At 71.5% G+C, this 14,945-nt stretch carries 13 protein-coding genes; 4 read left to right on the top strand and 9 right to left on the bottom strand.

Translation table 11 applies throughout. The features are described from left to right. Window position 1 precedes the first annotated feature (1 nt). Window positions 2–1,135, top strand: coding sequence for an 8-amino-7-oxononanoate synthase (locus tag V1457_RS26800; RefSeq protein ID WP_338597716.1), 1,134 nt, complete (start codon window positions 2–4; stop codon window positions 1,133–1,135). Window positions 1,136–1,273: 138 nt separating this feature from the next. Here V1457_RS26800 and V1457_RS26795 read toward each other — a convergent pair whose 3' ends face one another. The 6 genes from V1457_RS26795 to V1457_RS26770 form a co-directional block, all read right to left on the bottom strand. Beyond that, window positions 1,274–2,308: an acyl-CoA dehydrogenase family protein gene (locus V1457_RS26795; protein WP_338597714.1), complete on the bottom strand. Its 1,035-nt coding sequence runs from the start codon at window positions 2,306–2,308 to the stop codon at window positions 1,274–1,276. A gap of 110 nt (window positions 2,309–2,418) precedes the next feature. Further along, window positions 2,419–3,273, bottom strand: coding sequence for a phosphogluconate dehydrogenase C-terminal domain-containing protein (locus V1457_RS26790; protein ID WP_338597712.1), 855 nt, complete (start codon window positions 3,271–3,273; stop codon window positions 2,419–2,421). Beyond that, window positions 3,270–4,070 (bottom strand): TIM barrel protein, encoded by an 801-nt coding sequence (locus V1457_RS26785; RefSeq protein ID WP_338597711.1) that lies wholly within the window; start codon window positions 4,068–4,070, stop codon window positions 3,270–3,272. The genes V1457_RS26790 and V1457_RS26785 overlap by 4 nt, the downstream gene beginning before the upstream one ends. Then, window positions 4,067–4,825, bottom strand: coding sequence for a triose-phosphate isomerase family protein (locus V1457_RS26780; RefSeq protein WP_233627878.1), 759 nt, complete (start codon window positions 4,823–4,825; stop codon window positions 4,067–4,069). The genes V1457_RS26785 and V1457_RS26780 overlap by 4 nt, the downstream gene beginning before the upstream one ends. 64 nt (window positions 4,826–4,889) lie before the next feature. Beyond that, window positions 4,890–6,617 (bottom strand): dihydroxyacetone kinase family protein, encoded by a 1,728-nt coding sequence (locus V1457_RS26775; protein ID WP_338597709.1) that lies wholly within the window; start codon window positions 6,615–6,617, stop codon window positions 4,890–4,892. Then, window positions 6,614–7,984 carry an MFS transporter gene (locus V1457_RS26770; RefSeq protein ID WP_307850163.1) on the bottom strand — a complete coding sequence of 457 codons (1,371 nt, stop codon included), beginning with the start codon at window positions 7,982–7,984 and terminating at the stop codon, window positions 6,614–6,616. The genes V1457_RS26775 and V1457_RS26770 overlap by 4 nt, the downstream gene beginning before the upstream one ends. 231 nt (window positions 7,985–8,215) lie before the next feature. Between V1457_RS26770 and V1457_RS26765 the strand changes: the two genes are divergently transcribed. Continuing rightward, window positions 8,216–8,959 carry a FadR/GntR family transcriptional regulator gene (locus V1457_RS26765; protein ID WP_200071588.1) on the top strand — a complete coding sequence of 248 codons (744 nt, stop codon included), beginning with the start codon at window positions 8,216–8,218 and terminating at the stop codon, window positions 8,957–8,959. 132 nt (window positions 8,960–9,091) lie between these two features. On the opposite strand, the gene V1457_RS26760 is transcribed toward V1457_RS26765, so the two are convergent. From V1457_RS26760 to V1457_RS26750, 3 genes are read right to left on the bottom strand one after another with little or no spacing between them, the layout of a single operon-like run. After that, window positions 9,092–11,266 (bottom strand): xanthine dehydrogenase family protein molybdopterin-binding subunit, encoded by a 2,175-nt coding sequence (locus V1457_RS26760; RefSeq protein WP_338597706.1) that lies wholly within the window; start codon window positions 11,264–11,266, stop codon window positions 9,092–9,094. Beyond that, complete coding sequence (locus V1457_RS26755) at window positions 11,266–12,225, bottom strand: xanthine dehydrogenase family protein subunit M (protein WP_338597705.1); 960 nt, start codon at window positions 12,223–12,225, stop codon at window positions 11,266–11,268. Before V1457_RS26755 ends, V1457_RS26760 begins: the two co-directional genes overlap by 1 nt. After that, window positions 12,212–12,664 carry a (2Fe-2S)-binding protein gene (locus V1457_RS26750; protein ID WP_200071585.1) on the bottom strand — a complete coding sequence of 151 codons (453 nt, stop codon included), beginning with the start codon at window positions 12,662–12,664 and terminating at the stop codon, window positions 12,212–12,214. Before V1457_RS26750 ends, V1457_RS26755 begins: the two co-directional genes overlap by 14 nt. A gap of 232 nt (window positions 12,665–12,896) precedes the next feature. Between V1457_RS26750 and V1457_RS26745 the strand changes: the two genes are divergently transcribed. After that, on the top strand, window positions 12,897–13,484 hold the full coding sequence (locus tag V1457_RS26745) for a TetR/AcrR family transcriptional regulator (RefSeq protein ID WP_295144939.1): 588 nt from the start codon (window positions 12,897–12,899) through the stop codon (window positions 13,482–13,484). A 478-nt stretch (window positions 13,485–13,962) separates the two neighbouring features. Next, window positions 13,963–14,847 carry an oxaloacetate decarboxylase gene (locus V1457_RS26740; RefSeq protein ID WP_295144936.1) on the top strand — a complete coding sequence of 295 codons (885 nt, stop codon included), beginning with the start codon at window positions 13,963–13,965 and terminating at the stop codon, window positions 14,845–14,847. The last annotated feature ends 98 nt before the right edge of the window (window positions 14,848–14,945 follow it).

Raw genomic sequence — 14,945 nt, 5'->3', positions numbered from 1 at the left:
GATGAACGGCTGGCCGCAGTGGTTCGCCGAGCGGCGCAGCGTGCGCGAGGACGCCGGTTTGCAGCGCACGTTGCGGCCGCGGGCGGCCGACGAAGACTTCATCGACCTCGCGGGCAACGACTACCTCGGGTTGAGCCGCCATCCCGAGGTATGCCGGGCGGCCGCGGACGCGGTACTGGAGTGGGGTGCGGGCGCCGGCGCCTCCCGCCTGGTCACCGGTACGACCACGCTGCACGCCGAGCTGGAGCGCGAACTCGCCGAGTTCACCGGACGCGAGGCTGCGCTGGTCTTCTCGACCGGATACCACGCCAACCTCTCCGCGGTGACCGCGCTGGCGGACAAGCAGACGCTGATCGTCTCCGACGCGCACGTGCACGCCTCGCTGATCGACGCGGCGCGGCTGTCCCGGGCGGCGATCGAGGTGGTTCCGCACAACGACGTCGCCGCGGTCCGGGCCGCAGTGGCCGAGGCCGGTGACCGGCGCGCGATCGTGCTGACCGAGTCGGTCTTCTCGGTGCTCGGCGACGCGGCGCCGCTCGCGGACCTGGCCGCGGTCTGCGCCGAGCACGACGCGCTGCTGGTCGTGGATGAGGCGCACGGGCTCGGTGTCGCCGGGCCCGGCGGTCGCGGGCTGGTGCATGCGCAGGGCCTGGCCGGGAATCCGCGGGTGGTGGTGACCGCGACGCTGTCCAAGTCGCTCGGCGCGATGGGCGGTGCGGCGCTCGGCTCGGTCGCGCTGATCGATCACGTCACGAACGTCGCCCGCCCGTTCATCTTCGACACCGGCCTGGCACCGGCTCCCGCCGCGGGTGCGCAGGCCGCGCTGCGCGTGCTGCGGGAGCGGCCGGACCTCCCGTCATGGATCCACCGGCGCAGTGGCGAGCTGGCCGAGCGGCTCGGCGTGCGGTCGTCGGCGGGCGCGGTGCTCTCGGTGCCGATGCCGTCGCCGCAGGTCGCGGTCGCCGCGCAGGCAGCGGCGCGCGCTCGCGGAGTCCGGGTGGGCTGCTTCCGGCCGCCGTCGGTGCCGGACGGGATCTCGCGACTGCGGATCACCACCCATGCCGGGCTGGACGAACAGGCCTGGTCGGACGCGGTCGAGGTGCTGGCGAGTATCGCCGACGAGCACCGGCGGTAGCCCGTACGTCCACAGTGGACGACTCGGGCGATTCCGCCGTGCCGGGTGTCGGACACCTGCGGCCGTCGCGGTTGTCGGCGACGCGCACCGGACGAACCGCCGCGGGGAACGGTCAGGAAACCCGGCGATGCGTGGAGATCACCCCGAATCGCCCGCCAGCCGCATCAGGATGCCGTCCTTGATCGCCGGTCGGGACGCCGCGACGAGCGTGAAGGTGGCCTCCCGCACCAGCCGCTGGCCGTGCGCGCCCGCCAGCAGCGCGGAACTGCCCGCGGCGGTGACGACCGCACCTGCCGCGCGCAACGCCAGCTCAGCGGCGTCGGCTCTGGCCGCCGCGATCGCGGAGTCGTCGCCGGAGGCGGTGCTTTCGGCGAAAGCGGCATCGAGCTGCTCGCGCACCGCGTCCCGCTCCGCCTCGAGCCGGTCGGCGGCCACCGGGCGCCCCGCCTCGGCGACCAGCCTGGTGCAGCGGCCCGCCAGCCCGAGCGGCATGGCGCCGTTGAGCCGCGCGCTCGCGGACTGCGCGGCCAGCACGTCGGCCAGCGGGACCTCGTCGAGCACCCGCTCGGTCGGCAGGTGGTAGCCGTCGAAGAACAGCCGCACGGTCGACGATGCCTGCGCTGCCACCAGAGTCAGCGGTTCGACCCGGATGCCGGTGGCGGGAGCGGCGTCGATGAGTCCGTCGACGACCATTTCGCCGTGCCGGGCCGACAGCCGCAGCACGTCCACCAGCCCCCAGCCGGTGACGAACGGCGCTTCGCCGTCGAGCCGGTAGCCGCCGTCGACCGGGGTGGCGTGCAGCCGCGGCGGCTGCGGGATCGCCCCGGCGAACGAGACACCGCCGCGCAACTTCCCGCGCACCGCATCGGCGAGGTGGCGTTCCCGCAGCTCCGAGCGGTCCGTGGTGGCCAGCCCGCGCACCACGCCTTGGTGCTGCGCCCAGGTGAACGCGGTCGCGAAGCAGCCACCGGCGAACGCCTCGAAGATCAGGGAACGCTCGGCGAGGGTGATCTCCGGCCCGCCGTGCTCGGCCGGAGCCGCCAGGCCGTAGAAGCCCTCCGCGGCGAGCAGGTCGAAATGCCTGCGCGGAACGACGCCCTCTGCCTCCACTGTGGACGCGTCCGGGAACAGCACGTCGTCGGCCAGGGCTTGCGCCCGCTGCACGGTAACCACGCAGCCGAGGTTAACCCGCCGCGGGCCGCCGTCGAGGCGTTCCGCATCGTGGCGTGGTGCGCGAAGTACCGGCAGGCGGGGCAAGCACCGGCAGGCACGGCTGCCCGCGCTCAGCGCTCGATGCGCTCCAACCGGAGCATCCGGGTGATCACCGCGTCCAGCTCGGCATCGTCGAAGATCTTCTTCCAGTCGTCCTTGACGATGCTCTCCCGGCCGTAGTCCATCGCGATCTTGCAGGCGTCCGAGAACGGGTTGTCGCCCTTGAGCGTGTTGGCCAGCGCGACCTGGGTGTGCCCCAGCAGCATCGCCCGCGCGGCGGGCTCCGGGACGCCGACGGTGTGCACCGTCTCGTGCAGCGCTTCCCGCAACAGGTCGCCGACCATGCAGGCCACCGTCTCCACCAGCGTGGGCTCCAGGTAGGCCAGCTGCTTGACGGTCACCCAGTGCACGTCGAGCACCGGCGCGTACATCGCGCGGATCACCGATTCCGCGACGGCCCGGTGCTGCTCGTCGCCGGACTCGATCGCGGCGACGACCTCCTGCGGCGCGGCGATGCCGCCGAAGGTGTCCGCCAGTTCCTCCGGAGTCTTGCGCTGCAGGAACACCGAGGGGTGGCACGGGTGCGCGACCACGTACGCGAGGTCGTCGCGCTCGGCGAGCAGGTTCGCGTACGCCGCGGCCGGATCCAGGGTGACCAGCACCGAGCCGGCCTTGAGCTGCGGAACGACCTGCTCGGAGACCGCGCCGAGCACCGTGTCCGGCACCGCCAGGATCACCACGTCGGCGTCCTTGATCGCGACCGCGGTCCCGGTCACCTCCCGGCCCGCGCCGGTGACCCGCTGCTGCCCGGCGGGGGAGTTCTCGCTGTAGCGCACGGTGTGCTCGGTGCGCTGCAGGTTGTCCGAAACCCGCATCCCCATCTTGCCGCCGGCCCCGATCACGGCGATGGTCAACTGCTCGGTCATGTCCGCTGCCTCCTCAACTGCTCCAGGTTGTGCGCGGTCCACTCGCGTTCGACCGCGCAGGTCGTGTGCGCATCGCCCTGCCAGGGCAGCCAGTGCTCGATGACCTCGTTGATGCCGCGGTCTTGCGGGCGCACCTGCCGCAGCAGGTGTTCGCGGTCCAGCAGCCCGTCGCCCAGCGGTGCGCCGATCAGCGAGAAGCCCACCCAGCCCGGCGACCGGACGAACTCGAAGTCCTTGACGTGCACGTTCCGCACGTGCGCGGCGGTGCTTTCCACCACCGACACCGGGTGTTCCAGCGCGGCGACCACGTTGGCCGGGTCGAGGCAGATGCCCAGGTGCGGATCGCCGACGCGCTCGACGAGCTCGACCAGCGTGCCGGTGGGCACCTGCTCGTAGGTCTCCAGCGCGATCGTGACGCCCGCGGCCGCGTACTCGGGCAATACCTCGCGGAGCCTGCGTTCGGCCTCGTCCAGGTCCGGCTTGTCGTCCGCGGTGTGCATCATCGAGCGCACCAGCCGCGCTCCCAGCAGCTCGGCGAGTTGCAGGAACCGCCGCAGGTGTTCGGGTTGCAGGCCGCGGGTGCCCAGTTCCAGTTCGACGCCGAGCCGGTCGGCGGTCGCGCGCACCGCCCGCAGCTGCTCGCCGGACATCGACTCCAGCGGCGGGTAGTCGCAGATCTGGAACAGCGACACCCCGTGCCGGGCGGTGTCGGCGAGCATGCCGGTCAGCGACAGCGGTTCCGGCGCGTGCTCGGACCACTGCCAGAAGTAGGCGTAGGTGCTCAGCCCGATCGTCATGGTGCGGACACCTCGTCCAGGATCTGCTCGAACGCCCGCGGATCGTGCGCGAAGCGGCCGAGGAACAACCCGTCCACCGAATCGCCCAGCGCGGTCAGCAGCCCCGGCTTGGCGCTGCCGCCGTAGATCACCCGGCTGCCGCTCAGCGCCGGGTCCGCCGCGACACCGGCGCGCAGCGCCGCGCAGACCTCGCCGATGAACTCCGGCGACGCGGGCTCGGCGGCGCCGATCGCCCACTGCGGCTCGTAGGCCACGACGATCGGGCCGAGCACGCCGTCCGAGCGGGCGGCGTGCAGCGCCGAGTCGAGCTGCGCACGGCAGGTCCGGATCGCCCGCGCCGGTTCGCCGCGGTCCTCCTCTCCCAGGCACAGCACCGGAGTCAGCCCGTTGCGCAGCGCGGCCGCGGTCTTGCCGGCGATCACCTGCTCGTCCTCGCCGAAGATCCGGCGCCGCTCTGCGTGGCCGACCTCCGCGTAGCGGCAGCCCATTTCGCGCAGCTCCGCACCGCTGACCTCGCCGGTGTAGGCCCCTTCGTCCTCCCAGAACAGGTCCTGGGCGCCGATGGCCACCGGCGTCTCCTGGCAGCGCTGCACGGCCGGGGCGAGCGCAGGGAACGACGGCAGCACGAACAGCTCGGCCGCCGACTCGCGCACCGCGGGGTGCCGCCCGGCGATCTCGGCGATCTCGGTGCAATACCGCAGCGTGCGCTGGTGGCCGAAGTACATCTTCAGGCTGGTGCCGATCAGCCGGGTCATCGGTCCTGCTCGCAATCGTGGTCGGCGATTTCCCGCGGTGCGCGGGCTTTTCCGTGCTCGGTGCTCACGCGCCCGCTCCCGCGCCGAGCTCGGCCTGCACCGAGCGAACGATCAGCGCCAGCGACACCGCACCCGGGTCGGGCGTGCCGACGCTCCGCTCCGCCAGCGGCCGGGCGCGGCCGAGAAGCGGGCGCAGCGAAGCGGTCGCCTCCGCTGCCTGTTGCGCAGCGGTCGCGGCCACCTCCGAAGCGGTGGTCAGCGACGATCCGGCGGCGAGCGCACGTTCCAGCTCATCGGCGAACGGCACCAGCGCGTCGACCATCGTCTTGTCGCCGAGCCGAGCCTGCCCGAGGCGGATCACCGCGTCCTTGGCGGCTCGTACACCTGCTGCGATGCTGTGCGCGGAGGGTGCGGACTCGTCGCCGAACTCGGCTCCCAGCGCGCGCAGCGCCACGCCCCACAGCGCTCCTGAAGTCCCGCCGGCCTGATCGGCCCACTCGTCGGCGGCCCGGCCGAGCAGGGTGCCCGCGCCCGCTCCGCCCGCGGCGGCTTCCCGCGCGGCCAGCACCGCGGCTTCCGCGCCGCGCTGCATCCCGATGCCGTGGTCGCCGTCGCCCGCGACCGCGTCGATCCGGCCCAGCTCCGCCGCATTGTCATCCACAGTGGACTTGACGGTCTCCAGCGCGGCCAGCACCCGCACCGCCGCGGCGCGGGATTCCGCCGAAGCGCGCGGAATCTCTTCGAGCTCCAGCACGGCCTGCGCGGACTGCGGACCGTCCTCGGCAGCCGGCAGCTTGCGGTAGGCGGGGGAGTCGGCGGGCGCGCGCCAGAACCGCTCCAGCTCGTCGTCCAGCCAGCACAGCGTGAGCGAGGCCCCGGCCATGTCGAAGCTGGTCACCAGCTCGCCGATCTCCGGTTCGACGACCACCAGCCCGGCTTCGGCCAGCAGTTCGGCCACCCGCCGGTAGACCACGAACAGCTCTTCGTACTTCACCGACCCGAGTCCGTTGAGCAGCACCGCGACCCGGCTGCCCGCGACCTGCCCGACATCCTCGGGCACTTCCGCGAGCACCTTCTGCACGAACAGCTCGGCCAGCCCGTCGGCGGTGGGGACCTCCTGCTCGTCGATGCCGGGCTCACCGTGGATTCCCATGCCCACGGCCATTTTCCCGTCGGCGACGGTGAACAGCGGCTGGTCCGCGCCGGGCATCGTGCACCCGCCGAAGGCCACGCCGAAGGAGCGGGTGCGGGCGTTGGCGTGCGCGGCGACCCGGGCGACCTCGTCGAGGTCGAAGCCTTCCTCGGCGGCAGCGGCGGCGGCCTTGAACACCACGAGGTCCCCGGCCACGCCGCGACGCCGGTCCACATCGGACGGTTCCGCGCTGGAGACGTCGTCGGTGACCACGACCGTGCGGCAGCCGATTCCGTCGCCGATCAGCCGCTGCTCGGCGAGCCCGAAGTGCAGCACGTCGCCCGCGTAGTTGCCGTAGCACAGCAGCACTCCGCCGCCGTTGTCCGCCGAGGCGGCCACCGAGTGGACCTGCCTGGCCGACGGCGAGGCGAACAGGTTGCCCATCGCCGCCCCGTGCGCCAGCCCAGGCCCGACCAGGCCGCCGAACGCGGGGTAGTGCCCGGAGCCGCCGCCGATCACCACGGCGACCCGGCCCGGCGGGGTCTGCCCGCGCCGGATCACTCCGCCGGAGACCTGGCGGAGCCGGTGCTGCTGGGCGGTCGCGAAGCCGTTCAGCATTTCCGCGGCGAACGCGCCCGGATCGTTGAACAGTCGTGTCATGGGTTCTCCTGCCGGTGTGACGATCGGTCGGCGGCCGTGCGGGTCTGCTCACCCGTCCGGTCTCCGCGGCCCAGCAATACCATCAGCACTGCCGAAAGCAGCAAGAATCCGCCCACGACGAACATCGGCAGCACGTAGGAGCCGGTCCAGTCGAACAGCGCGCCGGTGACGTAAGGCGCGACGAACCCGGCGAAGTTGCCGACGGTGTTGATCAGCGCGACGCCCGCGGCGGCGGCCATCCCGCCGAGGAACCGGGTCGGCAGCGTCCAGAAGTTCGGCAGCGCGGCGAAGATCGAGCACGCGGTGACCGTGATGACCGCGATGGTCAGCTCCGGCGAGCCCGCGAACAGCGCCAGCGGCACGCTGACCGCGCCGAGCAGCGCCGGTCCCCAGATGTGCCAGGGACGCAGACCGCGCCGGGTCACGTCCCGCGACCACAGGTAGAGCACCACGGCGGCGGGCAGGTAGGGCACCGCGGTGATCAAGCCTTCCTCGAACACGCCGAAGCTGGTGGAGAACCGCTGCTCGAACCGGCCGATGATCGCGGGCAGGAAGAACGCCAGCGTGTAGAGCCCGTAGATGAACCCGAAGTAGAGCATCGACAGCGCCCACACCCGGCCGTTGCGGAACACCGCGCGCACTCCGCCGCGGCCCGCGGGTTTCTCCTGCTGCTCGGCCGAAAGTTCCGAAGTCAGCCAGTCCTTCTCCGCGGCGGTGAGCCATTTCGCCTGCGCGGGGCTGTCGGCCAGGTAGAACCACGCGACCACGCCCAGCACGATCGCCGGGATCGCGACACCGAAGAACATGAACCGCCAGCCCTGCAGGCCGAACACACCCTGCTGCTGCATCAGGTAACCCGCCAGCGGCGCACCGAGCACCGTGGTCAGCGGCTGCGCCAGGTAGAACAGCGCCAGGATCCGGCTGCGGTAGCGGGCGGGCACCCACAGGCTCAGGAACAGCACCGCGCCCGGGAAGAACCCGGCCTCGGCCACACCGAGCAGAAAACGCAGCACCGCGAGCTGGGTGAAGTCCTGCACCCACGTGAACAGCAGCGCCACCGCGCCCCACGACACCATGATCCGGGCGAGCCAGCGGCGCGCCCCGACCTTCTGCAGGGCGATGTTGCTGGGCACTTCCAGCAGCAGGTAGCCGATGAAGAACACGCCGGAGGCGAAGCCGAACTGGGCCGCGGTCAGGCCGAGGTCGCTGCGCATCCCGTTCGGCGCGGCGAAGCTGATCGCCGTGCGGTCCAGGTAGTTGACGAAGAACATCAGCGCCACGAACGGCACCAGCCGGACCGCGACTTTGCGGATGGCCGCCTTTTCCACGCCCGGGCGGCGTTGCCGCGAGGTGGTCGAGGTGTCCACATTGACTCCTTGCTGCGGTGCGGGAACGTCCGGTGCTCGGCGGAGCGGGCGGAGCGGTCCGGGCGGCCGTGGTCTGGCGGCCGGAGTGGTCCGGGCGGGCCGGAGTGCGGGGCCGGGAATGCGGGATCCGGCGAGCGGCCCTCGCCGTGCGGCCAAGTATCGAAATCCAGCCGCCAACCTGTCAACCGGTTGACCAATTTCGCCGCGACGGATCTTGCTAGGCTCGGTCCCATGTCCACTCCGAACGGGTCCGAGGCCGCGGGCATCGGCGAAGCGCTGGGCAGCGTGCCCGCGGGTACCGCGGTCGGCGAGGTCGCCAAGCGGCTGCTCGACCTGTTCACCGCCGGGGACCTGCAACCCGGCACCCGGCTGCCGCCCGAGCGCAGCCTCGCCACCTCGCTCGGCGTGGGGCGCTCGGCGATCCGCGAAGCGTTGGCGGCGCTGGAGATCCTCGGCATCGTGGTGGTGCGCCCCGGCTCCGGGACGTATCTGCGCGGCAGCGCTTCGGAATTGCTGCCGCAGACGTTGAGCTGGGGATTGATGCTCGGGGAGCCGCGCACCCGCGAGCTCGTCGAGGTGCGCAACGGGCTGGAGGTGCTGGCCGTGCGCAGCGCGGCCGAGCGGTGCACCGCAGAGGACCTGGCCGACCTCGCCGCGCAGCTGGACGGGATGCGGCAGAACCTCACCGACTTGGCGAAGTTCGTCGAGGCCGACCGGCTGTTCCACCTGCGCATCGCGGTGGCTTCCGGCAACGTCGTGCTGCAGCAGCTGTTGCAGAACGTCCGCTCGCTGCTGCGGATCTGGGTCGAGCGCGCGCTGGCCGACCGGACGCACGCGGAACTCGCGCTGTCCGAACATCAGGGGATCTACGACGCACTGCGCGCAGGCGACGCCGACGCGGCCGCCGCCGCGATGAGCGCGCACATGGGCACCGCAGCCGGACGGCTGGCCGAGACCTTGGACCAGGACGGCTGAGCAGCGGCGCCGCTCGGTCACCGCTGAGCGGCTTCGCCGCTCAAGACCGGAATTCAGGCTCGGTGTCCACTGGGGACGAAACGGCGTGCCGCCGGGAGCCTCGGATCGAAGCTCCCGACGGCACGGGTGAACTCACTGCTGCAGCAGATCTTCCAGCATGATGGGGATGTTGCGGACGCGGATGCCGGTGGCGTTGTACACGGCGTTGGCCACCGCCGCCGCCATGCCGACGATGCCGATCTCGCCGACCCCGCGCGCTCCCAGGCTGTTCTGCAACGTGTCCGGGTATTGCACGAACTGCACGTCGACATCGGGGATGTCGGCGTTGACCGGCAGCAGGTAGCCGGCGAAGTCGCCGTTGGCGAACCGGCCGTCCGGCTCGATCTCCAGGCCCTCGTGCAGCGCCGCCGACACGCCCCAGATCATGCCGCCCGCGAGCTGGCTGCGCGCCGTCTGCTCGTTGATGATCCGGCCCGCGTCGAACACGCCGGTCATCCGCGAGACCCGCGCCTCCCGGGTCCACTTGTGCACCCGGACCTCGCAGAACTGCGCACCGAACGAGCTGAACGAGTGCTTGGTCAGCTCCTCGCCGGGCGTGGACGAGCCCGTCGCGGAGATCGATGAGCGGCCGACCGCGCGCAACAGCTCGCCGAAGGTCATGCTGCGGTCACCGGCGAGCAGCCTGCCCGCTTCGTAGACCACCTCCATGCCCTCGAAGGGCGAGCCCGGCGCCGCCGCCAGCTCGAGCAACGCGTCGGTCACCTCGGCGGCCGCGACCACGACGGCCGAACCGGCGCTGGCGGTCGCGGTCGAACCGCCGGACATGCCCCCGGGCGGCAGCGCCGAGTCGCCCAGCCGCGGCGTGATCAGCTCCTGCGGGATGTCCAGCGATTCGGCCCCCACCAGCGAAAGCACGGTCAGCAGGCCCGTTCCCGGGTCGGCTCCGCTGGTCGCGACTTCCGCCCGGTCGTCGGCGTGCAGCGTGATCCCGACCGTGGCGGGGAACCGGAGGGCCGGGAACATGGCGGTCGCCGTGCCCTGCCCGACGAGCCAGTCGCCGTCGCTGCGTTCCCCCGGCGGGCGGTGCTGCCAGCCGAACCGCCGCGCACCGGTGCGGAAGCACTCGTCCAGGTGCTTGCTGGACCACTGCAGGTCTTTTCCGGGCGGTGCCGCCGAGTTGTTCCGCAGCCGCAGCTCGATCGGGTCCATGCGCAGCGCGACGGCCAGCTCGTCGATCGCGCTTTCCAGCGCGAACGAGCCGGGGGCCTCGCCGGGTGCGCGCATGAACGTGGTCGGCGGGAGGTTCAGCGGCACGATCTTCTGGCTGATGGCCAGGTTCTGCGTCGCATACCACTCCCGCGAGGTGCCGTGCGAGGTCGGCTCCACGAACGACCGGTCCGCGGACGTGCTGCACGTCGAGTCGTGCAGCAGCGCGATGAGCGTGCCGTCCCGATCCGCGCCGAGGGCGATCCGCTGCACAGTGGCGGCGCGGCCGGCGGTCGCGGTGAAGACCTGCTCGCGGCTCAGCGCGGCCTTGACCGGCCTGCCGAGCGCCCGAGCCGCGGCCGCCGCCAGGAACGCCGGGGTCGAGGTGACTCCCTTGCCGCCGAAAGCCCCGCCCACGAACGGATTCACGGCCCGGACCGATGACGGGTCCGCTTCCAGCGCGTCGGCCACCTCGGCCGCTTGCAGGTGGGCGCCCTGGTTTCCACTGTAGACCGTCAAGCCATCGGAATCCCACAGCGCGACCGCGGAATGCGGCTCCATCGGGGCGTGGTTCTGCGTCGCGGTCCGATAGGTCGCGTCGACCACCACCGGGCTGCCGGCGAAAGCGTCCTCGATGGACTCGACGCCGTCCGCGAGAACGCTCAAGGAGGGCGGCGATCCGTCCATGGCGGGCGGTGCGTCCTCCGCGGTGGTGAGCCCTTCGTCCAGCGAGGTCCGCGCGGGCCGCCGGTGGTAGGAAACCTCGATGCGCATCGCCGCGTCGCGCGCCTGCTCGAAGCTCTCGGCGACCACGAACCCGATCGGCTGGCCGTAGTAGCTGACTTCCTTGTCCTGCAACGGAACCCAGATCTTGCCGGCGACCGACGAGGTCGGTGTGCGCAGCGGCAGCGGCTCGAACGGCGTGTACACGCCGAGCACTCCGGGGGAGCTGCTCGCTGCGGTGACGTCCATCGCCGCGATCTCCCCGTGCGCGATGGTGCTGACCACGACGTATCCGTGGGCCATGCCGGGGAAGTTGCGGTCGGTCCCGTAGTCGGCCCTGCCGGTGACTTTCAGCGGCGCGTCCAGCCGGTTGACCATCAGTGGCTCCCCTCGGTGAGTTCGAGCAGGGCGCGGACGACGGTCCGCCGCAGCAGCGGAACCTTGAAACCGTTCGACGCCAACGGGCGCGCGCCCTCGGTCGCCAGCGCAGCGGCGTCCTCAAAGGACTCCAACGTGGCGGGCGCGCCGCGCAACGCAGCTTCGACAGCGCTGAGCCGCCACGGCACGGTCGCCACACCGCCGACCGCGACCCGGGCGTCGGCGATCATCTCGTCCTGGACGTCCAGCGCCACCGCTGCCGAGCCCAGCGCGAACTCGTAGGACTGCCGGTCGCGCACCTTCACGTAGGTCGAACGGGAAGCCCAATCCAGCCGCGGAACCACGACCTCGGCGATCAGCTCACCGGGCCGCAGGTCGTTCTCCACCTCGGGCGAATCCCCCGGCAGGCGGTAGAAATCGGCCAGCTTGACGGTGCGCTCGCCCGCCTCGCTGATCAGCCGGAGCTCCGCGTCGAGCGCGGTGAACGCGACCGCGACGTCACTGGCGTGCGTCGCCACGCACGAGTCGCTGGTGCCCAGCACGGCGTGCATCCGGTTGGCGCCTTCGAGCGCGGGACAGCCGCTGCCCGGTTCCCGCTTGTTGCACGGCATTTCGACGTCGCGGAAGTACGTGCAGCGGGTGCGCTGCAGCAGATTCCCGCCGATGCTGGCCATGTTCCGCAACTGCTGCGAGGCGCTCAGCAGCAACGCTCGCGAGATCATCGGGTACACGCCGGGATGCGCCGCGACGTCGCTCATCCGCTCGAGCGCACCGATCCGCAGCCCGTCGGCGGTGTCGATGCCGCGCAGCGGCAGCGCGTTGATGTCCAGCACGTGGCGCGGTGCAAGAACATTGAGCTTCATCAGGTCGACCAGCGTGGTTCCGCCCGCGACCGGCGTTGCCGGTTGCGCGAGCGCGTCCTGCACGGTCTCCGGGGCGGTGAGTTCAACGGGGCGCATCGGCCTGCCTCGCTTGTTCGATCGCGGCGACGATGTTCGGGTAGGCCGCACAGCGGCACAGGTTGCCGGACATGAACTCGCGCACGTCCGGGACATCCTGCTCGACCGCGGCGGCGGCCGACATGACCTGCCCGGACGTGCAGAACCCGCACTGCAGGGCGTCCTGCTCCACGAACGCGCGCTGCACCGGATGCAGTTCGTCCCCAGTGGACAGTCCTTCCACGGTCGTCACGGGCTGGCGCACGGTGGCTGCCAGGGTCAGGCAGGACAGCACCGGACGGCCGCCGACGTGCACCGTGCAAGCGCCGCATTGCCCCCGGTCGCAGCCCTTCTTCGGGCCGGTGATGCCGAGGCGTTCCCGCAGCGCGTCCAGCAGCGTGACGCCGGGATCCACCTCCAGATGTTCCGTTCGATCGTTGATTTCGAGCGAGATGTCCAAAAGGTCTCTTCTCCGCAGCTACTTCGCGGCCGCGCGGCACGGGTCCGCGGGCCTTGCGGCACATTGGTGGGAGACGGCCACGCCGAGTCGGCGGCCAGGCAGTGCAGTGGATGTACAGAAGCGGATAATCATCCGCTATGTGAACCGAGACTAGCGGATTAGAATCCGCTTCGCAACGAAGGCGGCGCACCGGCTCCGGCGCGCGCCGCGACTCGCGGAGTACGGAGGAACGATGGGGACCGGCTCGGTCAACTCCCGGCGCGCGGACACCCGGCGCAACCACGAGTGCATTCTCAACGCGGCGGCCGAGTCGCTGGCCGAGTCGGGCGAGCTGTCGTTCAACACCATCGCCAAGCAGGCCGGTGTCGGCGTCGGCACGGTGTACCGGCACTTCAGCGCCCCGGAAGAGCTCATCCTCGCGGTCTACCAGCGCGAGGTCGACGCCCTGGTCGAAGTCGTGCCGAAACTGCTCGAAACGCACCCGCCGCAGCAGGCCTTCCGGGTGTGGACGACCGACCACCTGACCCATTACATGATGACCAAGCGGGGTCTCGTCGACGCGCTGCGCGCCGCGACCGCATCCCGCGGGGAGTTGCCCGCGAACACGCACCAGATGGTGCTCGGTGCGGTCGCCGAACTGCTGACGGCGAACATCGCGGCCGGGACGGTGCGCGCGGACCTCGATCCGGAGACGGTGTTCCGCGGGCTCGGCGGACTGCTTTTCCTCGATCCGAGCGGCGATTGGCGCAACCAGACCGAGAACCTCGTCGATCTGGTTTGGCGGGGGATGCGCCCGGACGAGGACGGCGCGCCCCGCTGATCTTTCGGCGGCTACGACGAACGACGGGCCGGGCGGTTGGAGAACCGCCCGGCCCGTCGCGTTGCTGTTTCCGGTCTTGCTGAATCGTGGTTGGTGCTTGCAGGTTCGGTGCTCAGCCGACCGCCAGGGCGGTGAAGAGCATTGCGATGGCCAGCACGCCACCGGCGATGATGATGATCAGGCTCGTCGTCTTGCTCATGGCCGCTCACCCTCCGGACCGCAGCGCGGCGCGCGCACTCGGGGCGACCCGCCCGGATGTGCCATGAACTGCGAAAATCGTTGAGGCGCGAAGAACGGCGCGGTGCGAATGAGACGTAGTTCGCACAACCCCACCCCCGCAGTTGAGGGGGCCGGCGCAGCGCGAGCGAAGCCCGTGCCGCGGGTTCGAGCGCAGGATCGCGCTCTCGCTCCCGCCGGACCGGCGCGCCGGTCGAGTGCGCGACGATGCGGGGAGAACGTTGCGACCAAGGAGGAACACGTGTCGGAGTTCGCCGGGCCGCGCCCGAACGTCCGCAGGAAGCTCCGCGAATCGCTCACCGACGCCGCACCGGTCGTCGCGCCGGGCGTCTACGACGGCATCACCGCGCGGCTGGCCGAGCAGGCGGGTTTCGGCGCCGTCTACCTCAGCGGGTTCGGGGTGGCCGCGTCGCTGCTGGGCAGGCCGGACATCGGGCTGGTGACCGCGACCGAAATGGCCGACACCGCCCGGCGGCTGTCCCAGGCCGTGGACGTGCCGCTGATCGCCGACGCGGACACCGGCTACGGCAACGCGCTCAACGTGGTGCGCACCGTGCACGACTATGAGCAGGCCGGGGTCGCCGCGATCCAGCTCGAGGACCAGGAGTCGCCGAAGCGCTGCGGCCACATGTCCGGCAAGAGCGTGCTCGACGTGGACGAGGCGTGCGCCAAGATCCGCGCCGCCGTCTCGGCGCGCACCGACCCGGACCTGCTGATCATCGCGCGCACCGACGCCGCCGCGGTGCACGGCCTGCCCGCGGCGATCGAGCGGGCCCGCCGGTTCGCCGCGGAAGGCGCGGACGTGCTGTTCGTCGAAGCTCCCCGCACCGTCGAGGACATCGAGACCGTGGCGCGCGAGCTGTCCGGGCACTGCTTGCTGTTCAACCGCGTGGAAGGCGGCAACACCGCCGAGATCCCGTTCTCGCGGCTGGCCGAACTCGGTTTCGGCGTGGTGATCTCGCCGGTCAGCGCCCTGTTGGCGGCGACACCGGCGATCCGCGGAATTTTCGAGACGTTCCGCGCGCAGCACTCGACGGATTCGCGGGACATGGAGACTTTCCAGGGATTCCTGGAGACGATCGGGTTGCCCGGCATCCGCGAGCAGGAGCAGCGGTTCAGCTCTTGAGCGGCTCGGCCGCGCGCTGGTCGGAACGACGCAGCGCGCTGCGTCGATCGCATCCGGTGGCGATCCCTCCTTTTCCGCGCGCGGACACCTTTGCGATC

This window comes from Saccharopolyspora sp. SCSIO 74807, assembly GCF_037023755.1.
GTDB classification, from domain to species: domain Bacteria; phylum Actinomycetota; class Actinomycetes; order Mycobacteriales; family Pseudonocardiaceae; genus Saccharopolyspora_C; species Saccharopolyspora_C galaxeae.
This window is presented reverse-complemented; position numbering and strand designations above follow the sequence as displayed.